The 16,845-nt window shown below is 71.6% G+C and carries 18 protein-coding genes and 1 tRNA gene; 17 read left to right on the forward strand and 2 right to left on the reverse strand.

Going from position 1 to position 16,845, the window contains the following annotated elements; translation table 11 throughout:
- Positions 1-27: 27 nt before the first annotated feature.
- The 8 genes from AC1DW8_RS00515 to AC1DW8_RS00550 all read left to right on the forward strand — a co-directional run bounded on the left by AC1DW8_RS00515 (position 28) and on the right by AC1DW8_RS00550 (position 7,844).
- The gene (locus AC1DW8_RS00515; RefSeq protein ID WP_056777178.1) at positions 28-1,110 is read left to right on the forward strand and encodes a prephenate dehydrogenase; all 1,083 of its coding nucleotides are present in this window, start codon (positions 28-30) and stop codon (positions 1,108-1,110) included.
- A 59-nt stretch (positions 1,111-1,169) separates the two neighbouring features.
- Complete coding sequence (cmk, locus tag AC1DW8_RS00520) at positions 1,170-1,877, forward strand: (d)CMP kinase (protein ID WP_056777177.1); 708 nt, start codon at positions 1,170-1,172, stop codon at positions 1,875-1,877.
- Complete coding sequence (locus tag AC1DW8_RS00525; RefSeq protein WP_056825378.1) at positions 1,874-2,539, forward strand: lysophospholipid acyltransferase family protein; 666 nt, start codon at positions 1,874-1,876, stop codon at positions 2,537-2,539. Before cmk ends, AC1DW8_RS00525 begins: the two co-directional genes overlap by 4 nt.
- Before the next feature lie 12 nt (positions 2,540-2,551).
- A complete protein-coding gene (der, locus tag AC1DW8_RS00530) occupies positions 2,552-4,051 on the forward strand; it encodes a ribosome biogenesis GTPase Der (protein ID WP_056777170.1) in 1,500 nt (499 codons plus the stop codon).
- Positions 4,052-4,149: 98 nt separating this feature from the next.
- Positions 4,150-4,223: transfer RNA gene (locus AC1DW8_RS00535), tRNA-Pro, on the forward strand.
- A gap of 281 nt (positions 4,224-4,504) precedes the next feature.
- On the forward strand, positions 4,505-5,008 hold the full coding sequence (locus tag AC1DW8_RS00540) for a hypothetical protein (protein ID WP_157623401.1): 504 nt from the start codon (positions 4,505-4,507) through the stop codon (positions 5,006-5,008).
- Between the two features lie 110 nt (positions 5,009-5,118).
- A complete protein-coding gene (locus AC1DW8_RS00545; protein ID WP_478091090.1) occupies positions 5,119-6,102 on the forward strand; it encodes a hypothetical protein in 984 nt (327 codons plus the stop codon).
- Complete coding sequence (locus AC1DW8_RS00550; protein ID WP_478091092.1) at positions 6,102-7,844, forward strand: Ig-like domain-containing protein; 1,743 nt, start codon at positions 6,102-6,104, stop codon at positions 7,842-7,844. Before AC1DW8_RS00545 ends, AC1DW8_RS00550 begins: the two co-directional genes overlap by 1 nt.
- Before the next feature lie 65 nt (positions 7,845-7,909).
- Here AC1DW8_RS00550 and AC1DW8_RS00555 read toward each other — a convergent pair whose 3' ends face one another.
- Both AC1DW8_RS00555 and AC1DW8_RS00560 read right to left on the reverse strand, forming a co-directional pair.
- Positions 7,910-8,713 (reverse strand): acyltransferase, encoded by an 804-nt coding sequence (locus AC1DW8_RS00555; protein WP_304437916.1) that lies wholly within the window; start codon positions 8,711-8,713, stop codon positions 7,910-7,912.
- A 130-nt stretch (positions 8,714-8,843) separates the two neighbouring features.
- Entirely contained in the window at positions 8,844-10,268 is a 1,425-nt protein-coding gene (locus tag AC1DW8_RS00560) for a YibE/F family protein (protein WP_056777156.1), read from the reverse strand.
- A gap of 158 nt (positions 10,269-10,426) precedes the next feature.
- Here AC1DW8_RS00560 and clsA point away from each other — a divergent pair, with 158 nt between their 5' ends.
- The 9 genes from clsA to AC1DW8_RS00605 all read left to right on the forward strand — a co-directional run bounded on the left by clsA (position 10,427) and on the right by AC1DW8_RS00605 (position 16,776).
- Complete coding sequence (gene clsA / locus AC1DW8_RS00565; RefSeq protein WP_478091098.1) at positions 10,427-11,035, forward strand: cardiolipin synthase ClsA; 609 nt, start codon at positions 10,427-10,429, stop codon at positions 11,033-11,035.
- Positions 11,032-12,081, forward strand: coding sequence for a DUF881 domain-containing protein (locus AC1DW8_RS00570; RefSeq protein ID WP_478091100.1), 1,050 nt, complete (start codon positions 11,032-11,034; stop codon positions 12,079-12,081). Before clsA ends, AC1DW8_RS00570 begins: the two co-directional genes overlap by 4 nt.
- On the forward strand, positions 12,078-12,410 hold the full coding sequence (locus AC1DW8_RS00575) for a small basic family protein (RefSeq protein ID WP_028785606.1): 333 nt from the start codon (positions 12,078-12,080) through the stop codon (positions 12,408-12,410). The genes AC1DW8_RS00570 and AC1DW8_RS00575 overlap by 4 nt, the downstream gene beginning before the upstream one ends.
- A gap of 2 nt (positions 12,411-12,412) precedes the next feature.
- Entirely contained in the window at positions 12,413-13,543 is a 1,131-nt protein-coding gene (locus tag AC1DW8_RS00580; protein ID WP_478091103.1) for a DUF881 domain-containing protein, read from the forward strand.
- A 187-nt stretch (positions 13,544-13,730) separates the two neighbouring features.
- Positions 13,731-14,120 carry a glycine cleavage system protein GcvH gene (gene gcvH / locus AC1DW8_RS00585; protein WP_056825532.1) on the forward strand — a complete coding sequence of 130 codons (390 nt, stop codon included), beginning with the start codon at positions 13,731-13,733 and terminating at the stop codon, positions 14,118-14,120.
- 106 nt (positions 14,121-14,226) lie between these two features.
- Positions 14,227-14,697 carry an FHA domain-containing protein gene (locus AC1DW8_RS00590; protein ID WP_056777143.1) on the forward strand — a complete coding sequence of 157 codons (471 nt, stop codon included), beginning with the start codon at positions 14,227-14,229 and terminating at the stop codon, positions 14,695-14,697.
- Positions 14,694-15,419: a transcriptional regulator FtsR gene (ftsR, locus tag AC1DW8_RS00595; protein WP_478091106.1), complete on the forward strand. Its 726-nt coding sequence runs from the start codon at positions 14,694-14,696 to the stop codon at positions 15,417-15,419. The genes AC1DW8_RS00590 and ftsR overlap by 4 nt, the downstream gene beginning before the upstream one ends.
- Positions 15,420-15,459: 40 nt before the next feature.
- On the forward strand, positions 15,460-15,978 hold the full coding sequence (locus AC1DW8_RS00600; RefSeq protein ID WP_056777139.1) for a bifunctional nuclease family protein: 519 nt from the start codon (positions 15,460-15,462) through the stop codon (positions 15,976-15,978).
- Positions 15,979-16,191: 213 nt separating this feature from the next.
- Positions 16,192-16,776, forward strand: a complete 585-nt coding sequence (locus AC1DW8_RS00605) for a MerR family transcriptional regulator (protein WP_056777137.1) — start codon at positions 16,192-16,194, stop codon at positions 16,774-16,776.
- The last annotated feature ends 69 nt before the right edge of the window (positions 16,777-16,845 follow it).

Below are 16,845 nucleotides of genomic sequence, written 5' to 3' on the forward strand. Positions count from 1 at the left end.
GGACGACCGGCTCGCTACGCTGACGGGGTGAGCACGCACGTCCGCATCGTCGGCGCTGGGCTGATCGGGACCAGTCTCGGGATCGCGCTGTCCAACAACGGATTTCGGGTGTCGCTGGACGACCCATCACCGACGGCCGTCCAGCTGGCGCGCGACCTCCGGGCGGGCGAGATGGCCGAGGACGTGACGGACGCCCCGGACGTCGTCGTCGTCGCGGCGCCGCCCGACGTCGCCGCTCGCGTCGTCGTCGACGCGCTGGGCCGGTGGCCCGACGCAGTCGTCACCGACGTCGCCTCCGTCAAGGAGTCGGTGCTCCGCGTCGTCCTCGACTCGGGCGCCGACGCGAGCCGCTACGTCGGGTCACACCCGATGGCCGGTCGCGAGCGCTCGGGCGCCGCAGCCGCCCGGGCCGACCTCTTCGACGGCCGGGCGTGGGTCGTCGTGCCGCACGAGGCCTCGACCGACGCGGCGGTGCGTCGCGTGCGGGAGCTCGCCCTCGCCGTCGGCTCCGCTGTGCGGGTCATGCCGGCCCACGAGCACGACGAGGCCGTGGCAGCCGTCTCGCACGTGCCCCAGCTCGCGGCGAGCATCGTCGCCGCGTGCCTGCGCGAGCTGCCCGAGTCCGCCGTCGGTCTCGCCGGCCAGGGACTGCGCGACGTGACCCGGATCGCGGCGAGCGACCCACGGCTGTGGACCCAGATCCTCGCCGGCAACGCACCCGCCGTGCGCGACGTCCTGCGCCACGTCCGCGACCAGGTCGACGACGTCGTCGGGGCCCTCGACACCCTCGTGGACGCCGACGGCGCCGGCTCGCTCGGCACGCTGAGCCGAGTCCTCGAGGCGGGCAACCTCGGCCACGCACGGATCCCCGGCAAGCACGGTGCGGCTCCCGCCGCGTACGAGGTCGTCTCCGTCGTCGTCCCCGACGAGCCGGGATCACTGGCCCGACTGCTCACGGACGTCGGCCACGCCGGCATCAACCTCGAGGACCTCCACCTCGAGCACGGGCTCGGGCAGGCCGTCGGCGTCGCCGAGATCTCGGTCGTGCCCGCGTCCGTCGAGCCGTTGCGAGCCGAGCTCGCCCGCCTCGGCTGGCGCGTGCACGACTGACGGCGCCGCCCCTCGGGCGGGTCCGGGGACGGCCCGGTCGAGGCACTATCCTCGTCCGCATGTCGCAGACCCCCGAGGACCCCCTGTCCGGTTTCGTCATCGCTGTCGACGGTCCCTCGGGGTCCGGCAAGTCGAGCGTCAGCAAGCAGGTGGCCCGGTCCCTCGGCTACGGCTACCTCGACACGGGCGCCATGTACCGCGCCCTCACGTGGTGGTGCCTCCACGAGGGTGTCGACCTGACCGACGCCGACGCGATCACCGCTGCGGCGCAAGGCTTTCCGCTGTCCATCGGCACGGATCCCGACGCACCGACCGTGGAGGTCGGCGGCACCGACGTCGCCGGTGCCATCCGCGAGACGGGGATCTCGACCAGCGTCTCCGCGGTCGCCACCGTCATCCCCGTGCGCGAGATCCTGCGGGTCCTCCAGCGCCGCCTCATCTCCGAGGCCGCCGCGGCCACCGGTGGCGTCGTCGCCGAGGGACGGGACATCACGACAGTCGTCGCCCCCGACGCGCCCGTGCGCATCCTGCTCACCGCGTCCGAGGAGGCCCGGCTCGCACGACGCTCGACCGAGCTGCACGGCGCCGCCGACGCCGACGCCGTCGCGGCGACCCGGTCCCAGATCGTCGACCGCGACAAGGCCGACTCCGCCGTGTCGGAGTTCACCGTGGCCGCCGACGGCGTCACGACGATCGACACGTCGCACCTCGACTTCGAGGGCTCGGTCGAGGCGGTGCTCCAGGTGGTCGAGGCGGCCCGGGCATGAGCCAGGCGGTCGCTCCCCATCCGAACCGGGCCCGGATCGGCCGCCCGATCGGCAAGGTCATCTTCAGCACCCTCTACCGGGGCGCGGCCCTGCACCCCGAGCGGGTGCCGCTCACGGGGCCGGTCATCCTCGTCGCCAACCACGCGGCGTTCCTCGACGGGCCCCTCGTCTTCGGCCTGGCGCCGCGCGCCGTGAGCTTCCTCGTCAAGCAGGAGGCCTTCTCGGGCTTCTGGGGCTGGACGATCCGCAACGTCGGCCAGATCCCCATCGACCGCTCCCTCGGGGACCGCGCGGCGTTGGCCTCGGCCAGCGCCGTCCTCGAGGGCGGGGGTGCGATCGGGATCTTTCCCGAGGGCAACCGCGGTGACGGTGAGGTGCACCAGGTCAACCACGGGGCCGCCTGGATCGCGCTGCGCACCGACGCGCAGATCGTGCCGGTCGCGGTCAGCGGGACGCGCATCCCGGGCGCGACGAAGGACGACTGGCCGGCCTTCCGGTCGCGGCTTGTCGTCGACTTCGGTGACCCGTTCCGGCTCGTCGTCGACCCCTCTGCGCCCGGTCGGGACCGTCTCCGGCTGGCCAGTGACCACCTGCGGGACGCCCTCGCGTCACATGTACGCCGCTCGCGGGTGGAGAATGGTTCCTCAACAGACGTTCACTGATTCGAGGACACCGTGACTGACGAGACCGCCCGCCCCATCGACGAGGGCGCTCCGATCTCGACCGCCGACCCCTCCGTCGACGACGCCGCCGTGGAGCGCGCCCTGCGCGCCGGGCTCGACGACTTCGAGCTCAGCCCCGAGGACCAGGCGCTGCTCGACGCCCAGGGGCCGATCTCCGACGACGGCGCGGGGCAGGGCCCGCTGCCCGTCGTGGCCGTGGTCGGCCGACCCAACGTGGGCAAGTCGAGCCTGGTCAACCGCATCCTGCGGCGCCGCGAGGCCGTCGTCGAGGACGTGCCGGGTGTGACGCGTGACCGCGTCTCCTACGAGGCCGAGTGGGGCGGGCGCCGCTTCACCATCGTCGACACCGGCGGCTGGGAGGCGGACGCCACAGGCATCCACCTGCGCGTCGCCGAGCAGGCCGAGATCGCGATCGACCTCGCCGACGTCGTCATGTTCGTCGTCGACGCCACGGTCGGCGCGACGGACGACGACGAGGCGGTCGTCAAGCTGCTGCGCCGCTCCGGCAAGCCGGTGGTGCTCGTGGCCAACAAGGTCGACGACCAGCGCGGCGAAGCCGACGCGGCGATGCTGTGGAGCCTCGGCCTCGGCCAGCCGTTCCCGGTGTCCGCCGTGCACGGCCGCGGGAGCGGCGACGCCCTCGACGCCGTGCTCGAGGTGCTGCCCGACGTGTCCGCGCACGGCGCGTACGCCCAGGGTGGTCCGCGGCGGGTGGCGCTCGTCGGGCGCCCCAACGTCGGCAAGTCGAGCCTGCTCAACCGTCTCGCGGGGTCCGAGCGCGTCGTCGTCGACAACGTGGCCGGCACCACGCGTGACCCGGTCGACGAGCTCATCGAGCTCGGCGGCAAGACCTGGCGCTTCGTCGACACCGCCGGCATCCGGCGCCGCGTCCACCAGAGCCGGGGCGCGGACTTCTACGCGTCGCTGCGCACCCAGACGGCCCTGGAGAAGGCCGAGGTGGCCGTCGTGCTCATCGACGCGGAGGAGCCCATCGCCGAGCAGGACATCCGTGTCGTGCAGCAGGTCATCGACTCGGGTCGAGCCCTCGTCATCGCGTACAACAAGTGGGACACCCTCGACGAGGAGCGCCGCTACTACCTCGAGCGCGAGATCGAGAAGGAGCTCGTCCAGGTGCCGTGGGCTCCCCGGGCCAACGTCTCCGCGCGCACGGGCCGTCACATGGACCGCCTCGTGCCCGCCATCGAGACCGCCCTCGAGTCGTGGGACACCCGTGTCCCCACCGGCCGGCTCAACGCCTTCCTCGGCGAGATCGTGGCCGCCCACCCGCACCCGCTGCGTGGTGGCAAGCAGCCCCGCATCCTCTTCGCGACCCAGGCCTCGACGCGTCCGCCGCGCTTCGTCATCTTCGCGTCGGGCTTCATCGAGGCCGGCTACCGCCGCTTCATCGAGCGTCGCCTGCGCGAGCAGTTCGGCTTCGAGGGCACGCCGATCGAGGTCTCGGTCCGCGTCCGCGAGAAGCGCCGGCGCTGACCTGCCGCTGTCCCGACGGGGCACACGGCCGCTCCCGGGGGCCGATTGGGACCAGCGGCATCCGGTGCGCTAATGTTCCTTTCGCCCCGAGGGGCATTCGGGCTGTGGCGCAGCTTGGTAGCGCACTTGACTGGGGGTCAAGGGGTCGCAGGTTCAAATCCTGTCAGCCCGACCGAATGACGAAGGGCCGCACTCTCCACGGAGAGGGCGGCCCTTCGTCGTGCCCTCGCTCGCATGCTGGTCGCGCGTGCCGTCGACGGGGTCTGAATCCGCTTGTTGTGCAAGGTGTCCCGGCCGTCACTGCAAGGTCTCCGCCGTGGCCACAAGCAACCCGCAAGGTATGCGCAACATTGTCCGAGGTGCCCCTGAATCGGCCGAAACGCGTGTCACTGTTCCCTCAGCAGCACACCAAGAACCGGTAAAGCCACTCGAGGGAAGGTCATGGGGATCACCATGCGCACTCAGAAGAAGTCCAGCTCCAAGAAGAAGAAGTCCGCAGCCTTCCTCGCAGCCGGGGTCATCGGCCTCGCGACCGCCGGCGGCGCCTACGCCTACTGGACGAGCCTCGGTGGCGGAAGCGGCACGGCCTCCACGCGGGCCGGCGCCGACAACGTCTTCCTCGTCACCGGCGGCAGCGCGACGGCGATGTTCCCCGGCGACTCGGCGCAGACGATCACGGCGACGGTCAAGAACACCGGCACCGAGAACTACAAGATCCAGGCGGTCAAGGCCTACGTCACGACGAACAAGTCGAACTGCGACGGCAGCGACTACAAGCTGAACGGCGCCGTGGCCCCGCTCACCGAGGCCACGGCCGTGTCGCTCTCCGTCGTTCCCGTCGACCTCGCGCCGGCCGCGACGACGACCGTCGACTACACCCTGCAGTTCAACAACAAGGCGACGAGCCAGGACGCCTGCAAGGGCGCCACGGTGACCATCAACTACGTCGCCAGCTGAGATCCGGAAGGGGTGGGACGCCGCATCGACCCCGGCGCCCCGCCCCTTCCGCGTCCCTCGCAGGAGCATACGAAGCGCTGGCCCGCACCGACCACGACCGGGGGAGTCCCATGAAGACGCCGACGAACGCCAGGCACACCGCCCTGGCGCTGCTCGGCGTCTTCGTCGCGCTCCTCGTCACGGTCCACGGGATGCCCCGTGCGGCCTCGGGTCAGTCTGTCGTCAGCCCCGTCATCACCTCGCGTCCGGCCGACCCGTCAGCCAGCACGACGGCGACGTTCACCTTCGCGGCCCTGTCGGGTGCCGCCTTCCGGTGCGCCCGCGACGGGTCCACCTTCACGGCGTGCGCGAGCCCGGTCACCTACACCGGCCTCACGCAGGGCAGGCACACCTTCAGCGTCGTGGCGGTCGTTGCCGGCACGGAGAGCATCCCCACGGCATACGACTGGGTCGTCGACACCGTGGCACCGCCCGCTCCCGTGCTGACCACGGTGCCGGCGAACCCCACGAGCAACGCGACGAACACCGCGAGCTGGACCAGCGCCGAGGCGGGGGCCACGTTCCGCTGCTCCCTCGAGAACGGCCCCTGGACCACGTGCACGTCGCCGCTGACGTGGGTCATCGACACCTCGAACAACGGACAGCACCAGCTCGCCGTCCAGGCCGTCGATGCAGCGGGCAACGTCTCCGCGACGACGGCCTACGCGTTCAAGTACCAGAAGGGCCTGCCCGAGAGCGGCCTGCCCTTCACCGTCGCGGGGAGCGTCGGTGACCTCGTGCCGGGCGTGTGGCGGCCCCTCTCGGTGACGGTCACGAACCCGAACCCCGTCACCATCAGGGTCTCGGCGCTGGCGGTCGCCGTCGCGGCCGACAGCACCCCACCCGGCTGCACCTCGGCAGCGAACCTCGAGCTGCGCCAGCCCTCGGTCACGACGAGCTCCGTGCTGCTCGTCCCGTCCCGCGGCTCGGTCACTCTTCCCGACCAGGGAGTGGCGACCGCGGAGATCCGCCTGCGCAACCTGCCCACCGTCAACCAGGACGTCTGCAAGAACAAGAGCTTCGCGCTCACGTGGTCGGGGACGGCGAGCAACTGATGCCCGCCCCGACACCCCCGAAGACGCGCGCACGCCGTGCAGCCCCGAGCCGCGGCGTGCGCGCCCTCCACGTCACCGTCCTGCTGGTGGTGCTGATGACGGTGTCCGGCACCGCCTGGGCGTCCTGGACCGTGACCGGACGCGGCACCGGCACGGCCCCGACGGCGACCCTCACGGCCCCGACGTCGGTCACGGCCACTGCAGCCGCCGGGGTCACGACCGTGTCCGTCGCATGGTCCGCGCCGACGACGGGGGTGGCCCCCACGGGCTACCGCATCGAACGCACCGACGTCGGCAGCGCTGCCACCGTCGCCGCCTGCGGCACGTCGCCCTCCTCGCTCGTCGCCACGACGTCCTGCAACGACGCGTCGGTACCGGACGGGAGCTACCGCTACACCGTCGTCGCCGTGCGCTCCGGGTGGACGGCGACGAGCGCATCGAGCGCCTCCGTGACCGTCCTGGCCTCGGTTGGCACGAGCACCTCGGTGACGTCGTCGGCCAACCCGTCGGTGGTCGGGCAGTCCGTGACCTACACCGCCACCGTCAGCGCGGCCTCAGGGACACCGACCGGGTCAGTCGCCTTCCGCGACGGCGGCTCCGCGATCACGTGCGCCAGCGGCTCCCAGACGCTCAGCTCCGGCACCGCGACGTGCACCGTGCCCCAGGCGTCCGCCAGCACCCGGTCGATCACGGCGGCGTATGCCGGGTCGGCACCGTACGCGGCATCGTCGTCGTCCTCGCTGTCGCAGGTCGTCGGCCCGGCGTCGACGACGACGTCACTCACGTCGTCGGCGAACCCTTCGGCCGTCGGTCAGCCCGTGACCTACACGGCCACCGTGTCCGTGTCCGCGCCCGGAGGCGGCGCCCCGAGCGGGACGGTCACCTTCAAGGACGGCTCGACGCCCCTGGCCTGCGCGGGCGGCACGCAGACCCTCGGCTCCGGATCGGCGACCTGCGTGGTGACCCACACCGCTGCCGGGACGCGCAGCGTCACCGCCGTCTACTCCGGCTCGGCCGACCACCTCACGTCCACCTCGCCGACCGTCAGCCAGGTCGTCGGGCCGGCGGCCACGACGACCACCCTGACGACCTCGGCCCAGACGGTCCGGAGCGGCCAGAGCGTCACCTACACCGCGACCGTGGCGGCCACGGCTCCCGGCGGGGGAGTGCCGACCGGCACCGTGACCTTCAAGGACGGCTCGACCGTGATCAGCTGCTCGTCCGGCACACAGACCCTCAGCGCGTCGGGTGTCGCCACCTGCACGACGACCTTCACGACGACCGGCACCCGGTCGGTCACGGCGGCGTATGCCGGCACGACGAACCACTCGGCGTCGACGTCCGCATCGCTGAGCCAGGGGGTCGTCGCCGGCCAGGCGGCTGGGCTCGTCTTCTCGAACGTCACCGTGGGTGGCACCTCGGTGACTCCGAGCTGCACCGGCACGGTCGGCTCCTCGTACAGCTGCACGGTCCCCGGCGGCAACAACGCGGTCGTCGTGGCGAACGTCGGGTTCGCGAGCAGCACGCAGGCGCCGGTGCTCTACAGCGGCGCGACCGAGAGCATCGGCTGGACCTCGTCGGGCAAGACCGCCGGCGCGGGGACCGTCACCGTGGCCCCGAACGCCACGACCTCGTCCGCCACGGTGACGGCGACGAAGAACGGCGTGAACCCCGCCTCCGTCACGGTGACGTTCACCGAGGCCGGTGGGTCGACGTGGACCGCGGTGCTGACGGTCTCCTGAGCGTCAGCCTCCCCGGAGTCCCCGGAGTCCCCGGAGTCCCCGGAGTAGTCCGAGTCCCCGAGGGCTCAGGCGCGACGGGTCAGCGCGTCGGCCCTGGCCCGGACGGCCTTGAGGCTCCGGCGCGTGCGTCGGCGGGCGCCGGCGTAGATCTCGCGGCTCCGTGACGGCCGGCTTCCGGGGTCGACGGTCAGGGTCCAGTAGTCGGTCGACTTCTTGACCGAGGCCACGGTCGGCTTCCGGTAGGGCGGGTCGAGGGTGAGGTGCGGGCGCTCCCAGGCCACGTTCCGCTTGACGACCTTCGCCGGTGAGCCCGCGCCGACGACGTTGTTGGGCAGGGACCGCGTCACGACCGAGCGCATGCCGACGACGGTGCCGTCGCCGATGGTCACGCCACCGAGGACGCAGGCGCCGAGGCCGAGCCACACGTGGTTGCCGATGACGATCGACCGGGCCGCGTTGACGCGCTTGCCGGTTCGGACGTCGAAGATGGGGTGGCCGTCGTCGGCGCGGATCTGGATGTCGGACGCGATCATGACGTCGTCGCCGATCGTGATCGACGTGCCCTCCGCCGTCGACATGGCCACCGTCGTCGTCGACGACACGTTCTTGCCGATGCGCACCTGGCAGCCGTCCCCGACGCGGATCGCCGCGCGCAGACCCGGCACGCCGCGGCTGCTGCCGATCTCCACGAGGCCGTCGTCGCAGTCGAAGTCGACAAAGAGCTGGGCGATGTTCTGCTGGCTCGCGACACGCAGGACGTTGTTGCGTCCCTTGAACTTCACCCGGATGTTCTTGTCGACGCTCCCGCTGAACTCGATGCGGTTCCCCCGGTCGTCGTCGTACGCCTCGAGGGTCGTCACATGGTTCATGGCGGCGAGCCTAGTGGTTGCTGAGAACTGGTTGAAAGCCCGACGAGCGCGGGCAGACTCGAGCTGCGAGGTGACCTGCGCAGATGCCCGTCGCGGGTGGTGCCGGTCCCTCGGTGACGGCACGAACCGGTCAGGAGGAGGACATTCTCGAGCGTGCCTCGGCCCGCGTCGTGGGTGCCGGCGGCCCGCTCGCAGCCCGGACGAGGTCACCCGCGGTGGGGCCCTGGTGCTCCGACTCGTCGACCGTGCGCGGCTCACCCCGGCCGCGTCCGTCGCCGTCCACCGGCGCACGCGTCCGCGCTGCACCGACGGTGAGGGCCGCGACCGCCGTCGTGACGGGTACGGCGAGCACGAGGCCGATGGCGCTGGCGAGCGTGCGCACGATCTCCTCCGAGAGCGACTCCGTCTGGAGCATCTCGAGCACAGGCCGCTCGTAGAGGAAGAGGAGGAGCAGCACGGGTAGCGCCGCACCGGCATACGCGAAGACGATCGTGTAGATCGTCGAGGCGATGTGGTCGCGCCCGATGCGCATGCCCGACTGGAAGAGCGCCCGTCGCCCCATCGAGGGGGCCGCCGCACGCAGCTCCCACACGGCCGAGGACTGCGTGATCGTCACGTCGTTGAGGACGCCCAGACCGGCCACGATGATCGCGCACGTCAGCAGCTCGCGCGGGTTCATCGTCGTGACGAAGGAGGCCAGGGTGGCGCCCTCGTCGTTGGCGACCCCGCTGAGGCGTGCCAGGTCGACGGCGAGCAGACCCAGACCGGCCGTGACCGCGACGCCGAAGAGCGTGCCGGCGAGGGCCGTGCTCGTCCGCACCGAGAGCCCGTGGGCGAGGTAGAGCACGACGAACATGATCGCCGAGGAGCCGATGAGGGCCACGAGCAGCCCCGACTGGCCCTCGAGCAGGGCCGGCAGCATGAACTTGACGACGACGAAGCCGCCGAAGACGAGACCGGCGAGAGCCAGGATCCCGCGCCACCGCGCGACCACCGCCACGACGACGAGGAAGAGCGCGAGCATGAGCGACAGGGGAGCCCCGCGCTGCACCTGGAGGAAGGAGTACGTCTCGGGCTGGGTGTCCTGTGGCGGGGTCCGCAACAGCATGACGGTGTCGCCCTCGCGCAGGCCCGACGTGGAGACCGTGGGAGGCACCGAGACGGACACGACCGGACGCACGTCGCCGGACGTCGCGGTGGGTTGCTCGAGCTGCACCGTGATCGCGCCGCAGGTCGGGTTGCCATCGACGACGTCACCGCCCTGACCGCCGGCGGGGCCGGCCGCCGTGCTGCCCTCGGCACCCTCGCAGACCGGGAGGACCCGCTGGACCTCGGCGACGGGAAAGGTCACCCCGGGAGCCGCGAAGTCGGACGTGCCCACCCGGACGGCCGCCTGCGACTCCGCCGGCCAGTAGCGCACGAGACCGAAGATCGTGGCCGCGGCAGCGAGCGTGATCAGGAGGGTGAGGCCGACCCGGGCCAGCGTGCTGACGGCGACGGTGCCGGACGCTGCGCGGGCTCCGTGGGCATGGCTGTGCGAGTGTCCGCCGGGCATGGTGCCGAGTGTGCCAGAGCAGACCGGCGTGGACGCACCCGCGGCACCGGCCCTCGCACGTTCCGCGCGAACTCCGTCCTCGCTCGACGAGGGGTCGTGTCCGGATCGATGCCGGGCACGCATCTCGGCCACTCCGGACGCCCGTTAGGCTTGCCGCCGTGGAGGTCGAGAGAGCGGGGGAGCGCGAGCACGTCGTGACGGAGCGCCTGATGACGATCCCCAACGTGCTGTCGGTGCTTCGGCTTCTCGGCGTGCCCGTCTTCCTCTGGGCGATCGTCTCGGAGCGTGACGGGCTGGCCTTCTTGCTGCTGTTGTTCTCGGGCGTCACCGACTACCTCGACGGCAAGATCGCCCGTCGGTTCAACATGGAGAGTCGCCTGGGCCAGTTCCTCGACCCCATCGCCGACCGGCTCTACATCCTCACGACCCTCGTCGCGCTCATGTGGCGCGAGATCATCCCGGTCTGGCTCGTCGTCGTGCTCCTCGCCCGCGAGGTCGTCATGGCCCTGATGCTGCTCTACCTGCGCAGCAAGGGACAGCTCGGCCTGCCCGTTCACTTCGTCGGCAAGGCCGCGACGTTCAACCTGCTCTACGCCTTCCCCCTGCTGCTCCTCGCGCACCGTGACGACTGGCTCGGCGACCTCGTCCGCCCCATCGGCTGGGGCTTCGCGTGGTGGGGCGTCGTCCTCTACTGGCTCGCCGCCGTGCTGTATGCCGTCCACGCCCGCCTCGTGCTGGCGCAGCGCCCCCGGGTGGTGACCCCGTGAGCCCCGAGAGACGTCCGGACGAGTCGATGACGCTGCTGACCACGATGATGGAGCGGCCCCTCGACGCGGGCTACCAGGAGGCCGCCGACCGACGGGTCGCGGCCGGGCTGCCCGGAGCCACCTCCACGCGCACCGTCCTCGTCGTCGTCCTGGCGATCCTCACCGGCTTCCTCTTCGCCGTGGCGGCGCAGTCGCTGCGTCCGAAGCCGACCGCTGCCGCGGCCGTGAAGAAGGAGCTCGTCACGCGCATCGAGGCGCTGCAGAAGCACGGGACCGACCAGGAGGCCAAGGTGGCCGCCCTCGGCAAGCAGGTGCGTGACTACGAGGCCCTCGCCCTCCAGCAGTCGGGCGGCACCGACCTCACGAGCACCATCAAGGACCTCGAGGTCCAGGCCGGAGCCGTGCCCCTCACCGGGCCCGGGCTGACGCTGACCCTCGACGACGCCGCCTCGACCGACGCCGGCGCCGACGCGGGGAGCCGCCCGAGCAGCGGGTTCCAGGAGGGACGGGTGACCTCCGGCGACCTCCAGATCATCGTCAACGGCCTCTGGGGGGCCGGAGCCGAGGCCATCTCCATCAACGGGCACCGGCTCAGCTCCACCGCCGCCATCCGGTTCGCCGGACAGGCGATCATCGTCGACTTCCGACCGCTGTCACGGCCCTACGTCATCACCGCCCTCGGCGACTCCCAGGGCATGCAGCAGCTCTTCGAGCCCTCGTTCGCGGGGCTCTACCTCTCGCAGCTGACCGACGAGTACAAGATCCGGTCGATCATGGCCGGGAGCGACTCCCTGACCGTGCCCGGAGACTCGGCCGTGCGGCTCGAGGTCGCAGAACCCGTCGGTCCGCCCGTAGGCTCGACCGCGCCGGGCGCCACGACGCTGCAGCAGGGCACGACTGCCCCGAAGGGGAGCGCGGGTGCGGGTGTGGCCCCGACCGGCACGGGCACGTCGACGACGCGCTCGCCCTCGGACACCCCGAGCGGCACCACCGACTCCGGCACCGGCAGCCCGGCGTCACCGACCAGTCAGGAGAACCCTTCGTGATCCCAGTTCTCGGCCTTCTGGCCGGACTCGCGGTGGGGCTCTTCCTCGATCCCTCGGTGCCTGTGTGGCTCCAGCCCTACCTGCCGATCGCGGTCATCGCCGCTCTCGACGCCGTCTTCGGTGCCATCCGCGCGATCCTCGACGGCATCTTCAACGACAAGGTCTTCGTCGTCTCCTTCCTGTCCAACGTCGTCGTCGCCGCGTTCATCGTCTTCCTCGGCGACCAGCTCGGCGTCGGCTCGCAGCTCTCCACCGGTGTCGTCGTCGTCCTCGGCGTGCGGATCTTCTCCAACGTGGCCTCGATCCGCCGGCACCTGTTCAAGGCCTGAACATGGGCAAGCGCAAGAAGGGTCGTCCCGCTCCCACTCCTGTCGACCGGCCGGAGCCGCTCGTCGACGCCGCAGAGGGGAAGGCCACCGACAGCGCGCCGGCTCCGGAGACGCCGACCGAGCCGGTTCGTGAGTCGCTTCGTGAGTCGCTTCGTGAGTCGCTTCGTGAGTCGACTCCCGAGGCCACTCCCGAGCCGCCGACCGAGCCCGCGCTCGAGTCGCCTGCGGAACCGGCCGTGGAGTCGCCCTTGGAGCCGTCCTTGGAGCCGTCAGCGCAACCAGCCGTGGCTCCGGCTCCCGTGGTCGACGCCGGTGCCGGCGATTCACGGTCGCCCGACGCACCCTCGTCCGAGGCCCCCTCGCCCGAGATCACGTCATCCGGCGCGCCCGAGACCGGGACGAGCCGGGTGCCCGTCGAGGGGCAGGCCGCGTGGACGCGCCTGCTCAAGATGAGCAGCCCGCGCGCCACCCGGGCCAACCTGCTGGCGGCCCTGCTGGCCGTGCTCCTCGGTGCCGGCATCGCGGCCCAGGTGCAGCTGACCAACCAGCGCGGGCTCGACGAGCTGAGCCAGACCGACCTCGTCCGGGTGCTCGACGACATCTCGCTTCGCTCCTCCCGCCTCGACCAGCAGGTGCGCGAGCTCGAGTCCACCCGCGACCGGCTCAAGAACGGCACGGGCACCGCGGCCGAGGCCCTAGAGCAGGCACAGAAACGCGTCGACACCCTCGGCATCCTGGCCGGCACCCTCGCGGCCAAGGGTCCCGGCATCACGCTGCGCATCACGGACCCGACCAACGCCGTGACGGGTCCGATCGTCCTCGACATCATCCAGGAGCTCCGGGACGCGGGCGCCGAGTCGATCGACGTCGGCGGTGTCCGCGTCGTGGCCTCGTCGTTCGTCGGCGACCGGGACGGCGAGATCCTCGTCGACGGGGTGCAGGTGACCCGGCCCCTCGTGATCAAGGTGATCGGTGACTCGAAGACGCTCTCGTCGGCGATGACGATCCCCGGCGGCATCGTCGAGTCCGTGCGGCAGAAGGGCGCCGAGGCCAGCGTCACCGAGTCGAGCCTCGTCGAGATCACCTCGCTGCACCGACCGACCGAGATGACCCACGCGAAGCCCGTCGAGTGACGGCACCGGGGTGCCGGGGACGACGCGCGACCAACCGCTGCGGCACTCAGTGGGGCCCACTTCCTGCGCTCGTCGCGCGGGCATGGCATCCTCTCAGGTGCCACCGCATCGCCGGCGACACCAGCGCCCAGCAGCACGCGCATCCACCGCGACCCCGACCGGGGCCGTCCACTGACGAAGGAGCGACATGAGCGACCTGGACTACCCCTCCGACCTGCGCTACACCAGCGACCACGAGTGGGTCCGCGTCGGCGACGACGGAGTGGTCCGCATCGGCATCACGTCCTTCGCCCAGGACGCGCTGGGCGACGTCGTCTACGTGTCCCTGCCGGCCGTCGGCGACACCGTGACGCCCGGGGACTCGTGTGGCGAGGTCGAGTCGACGAAGTCGGTCAGCGACGTCTACGCCCCCCTCGAGGGCGAGGTGACGGCCACCAACGCCGCCCTGGACTCCTCACCCGAGCTGATCAACTCCGACCCCTACGGTGAGGGCTGGATGTTCGAGCTGCGCCTGGCCGACCCCTCGGCCGTCGAGGGGCTCATGGACGCCTCGACGTACACCGCGTCGCTGTCCTGACGCCCGACAGCAGCCTGTCCGCCGCCGTGCTGGGGCAGGCTCCGACCCGTCCGGGTCAACTAGAGTGGATGGACCCGAATCCGCCCGCACCACAGAGGAGGACCGCATGTCGAGCGACCTGCCCGACCCCGACGACATGAACGTCGAACCCCGCACCATGCGGTTCCAAGGCGTGCCGTCGCTGGACAGCGACCACGTCGACACCGTCGACGCCCGGGGCCTCACGGCCGAGGACCAGGCCACCATCGAGGCCCTGCGACCCGGGACCGCCCTGCTCGTCGTGCTCCGCGGTCCCAACACGGGCGCCCGCTTCCTGCTCGACGACCAGGAGGTGGCCGCCGGCCGACACCCGGACTCCGACATCTTCCTCGACGACGTCACCGTGTCGCGCAAGCACGCGGCGTTCGTCGCGCAGGGTGGCGGCTACGTCGTCCGCGACGCCGGCTCCCTCAACGGCACCTACGTCAACCGCGAGCGGATCGACGAGGCGCCCCTGCACCAGGGTGACGAGGTCCAGATCGGCAAGTTCCGCCTCGTCTACTACTCGTCCGGAGCGCCCCAGCAATCACCCGCATGACCGCAGCCACGGTGGCCGGCGACGGGGGAGCGCCGGCACCCCGCCGTCTGACGATCGGAAAGGTGCTGGCGGCCCTCTCCGAGGACTTCCCCGACGTCACCGCGTCGAAGATCCGCTTCCTCGAGGCCGAGGGTCTGGTGCTGCCGCACCGCACAGCATCGGGCTACCGCACCTACACCGACGACGACGTGCGCCGGCTGCACTACATCCTGTCCGCGCAGCGCGACCGCTACTGGCCGCTCAAGGTCATCCGGGAGGCGCTCGACGCGCTCGACCGTGGTCTGTCGGATCCCGGCGGGGAGTCGGGTGGCCGGCCCCGGCCGCCCGCGCCCTCGGCCGACCCCGAGGTCCCGACACCGCACGACCTGGCGGCTCGAAGCGACGTCTCGCTCACGGGCCCGGAGCTGCGCGAGGCGACCGGCATCGACCGCGACACGATGCTCGCCCTCGAGACGTACGGACTGCTCCAGCCCGACGAGAAAGGCCACTTCGGCCACGATGCGCTGGCGATCGCCGCCGCAGCACGGACCCTCGCCGGACACGGCCTCGAGGCGCGTCACCTGCGTCCGTTCCGCACCGCCGCCGACCGCGAGATCGGCCTCGTCGACCAGGTCCTGGCCACGCGTTCCGGGAGCGGCACCCGGGAGGAGCGAGCGGGCGAGATCGCTTCTGCCTGCATCGCGTTGCACGTCGCGCTGGTCCGCGCCGGCCTGTCCCGCTGAGGCCGTCCCCACCGTCCACGTGCCGGGGTACGGTGGAGGAGTGAGAGAGGTCGATGTCCTGGGCGTACGCGTCGAGATGCCCACGAACCAGCCGATCGTCCTGCTGCGTGAGCGGGACGGCGGGCGCTACCTGCCGATCTGGATCGGTGCGGCCGAGGCCGCGGCGATCACCTATGCCCAGCAGGGTGTCGTGCCGCCGCGACCGCTGACCCACGACCTCATGCGCGACGTCCTGTCGGTGCTCGGTCACGAGCTGACCGAGGTGCGGATCGTGGCCCTCAAGGACTCCGTCTTCCACGCGGCGCTCATCATCGACGGCAAGGCCGAGGTCAGCTCGCGAGCCAGCGACGCCATCGCTCTCGCCCTGCGCACGGGCGCCAAGGTCCTCGTCGAACCGGGCATCCTCGACGAGGCGGCCATCGTCGTCTCCTCGGAGGAGGACGACGAGGTCGAGCGCTTCAAGGAGTTCCTCGACCACGTGTCCGCCGAGGACTTCGAGGGCCCCGCGCCCGAGGAGGAGCAGGGCGACCGTCCCGACCTGCCGGATCGACCGGACTGACCGTCGACCCAGCACTCCGGTGAGACCTTCACCTTCACGTAGTACCTGAATGTTGCCGACGTCTTCTCGACACGCCGTCGGCTCGTGCCCGGGGTGATTGACCGAACGGGGGTAGCGGCCTACCGTCAGGAGAACGACGTGACTGTAGTTATCCGGTTGTCGTCTGCGCGCACGCACCACCGCGGCTCGCAGCCTGAGCAGGAGGAGGACGGCATGGCCGCCATCGAGGACGCGCACGACGCCGGTCGGGTCATGCCCGCCGGGTCCCAGGGCCTGCTGTTCACGGACGACCTGCCCGAGCTGTCCGAGGACACCGGCTACCGCGGTCCGACCGCCTGCAAGGCCGCCGGCATCACCTACCGACAGCTCGACTACTGGGCCCGCACGGGTCTCGTCGAGCCGTCCGTCCGCAGCGCGACCGGCTCCGGCACCCAGCGCCTCTACGGCTTCCGCGACATCCTCGTGCTCAAGGTCGTCAAGCGACTGCTCGACACCGGGGTCTCGCTGCAGCAGATCCGTGTCGCCATCAGCCACCTGCGCGAGCGCGGCGTCGAGGACCTGGCGCAGATCACCCTGATGAGCGACGGCGCCTCGGTCTACGAGTGCACCTCGGCCGACGAGGTCATCGACCTCGTCCAGGGAGGCCAGGGAGTCTTCGGCATCGCCGTCGGTCGGGTGTGGCGCGAGGTCGAGGGCGAGCTCGCCCAGCTGCCGAGCGAGCGGGCCGACGACGACACGCCGGCCGACCACCCCGACGACGAGCTGAACGCGCGCCGCCAGGCCCGGCGACTGGCCTGACCCGGGCACCTCGCCGACGACCGTTCGACACGGCCCGACCGGACACTCCGGCCGGGCCTCGTCCGTGCC

The organism is Terrabacter sp. P2_E3, from assembly GCF_056403915.1.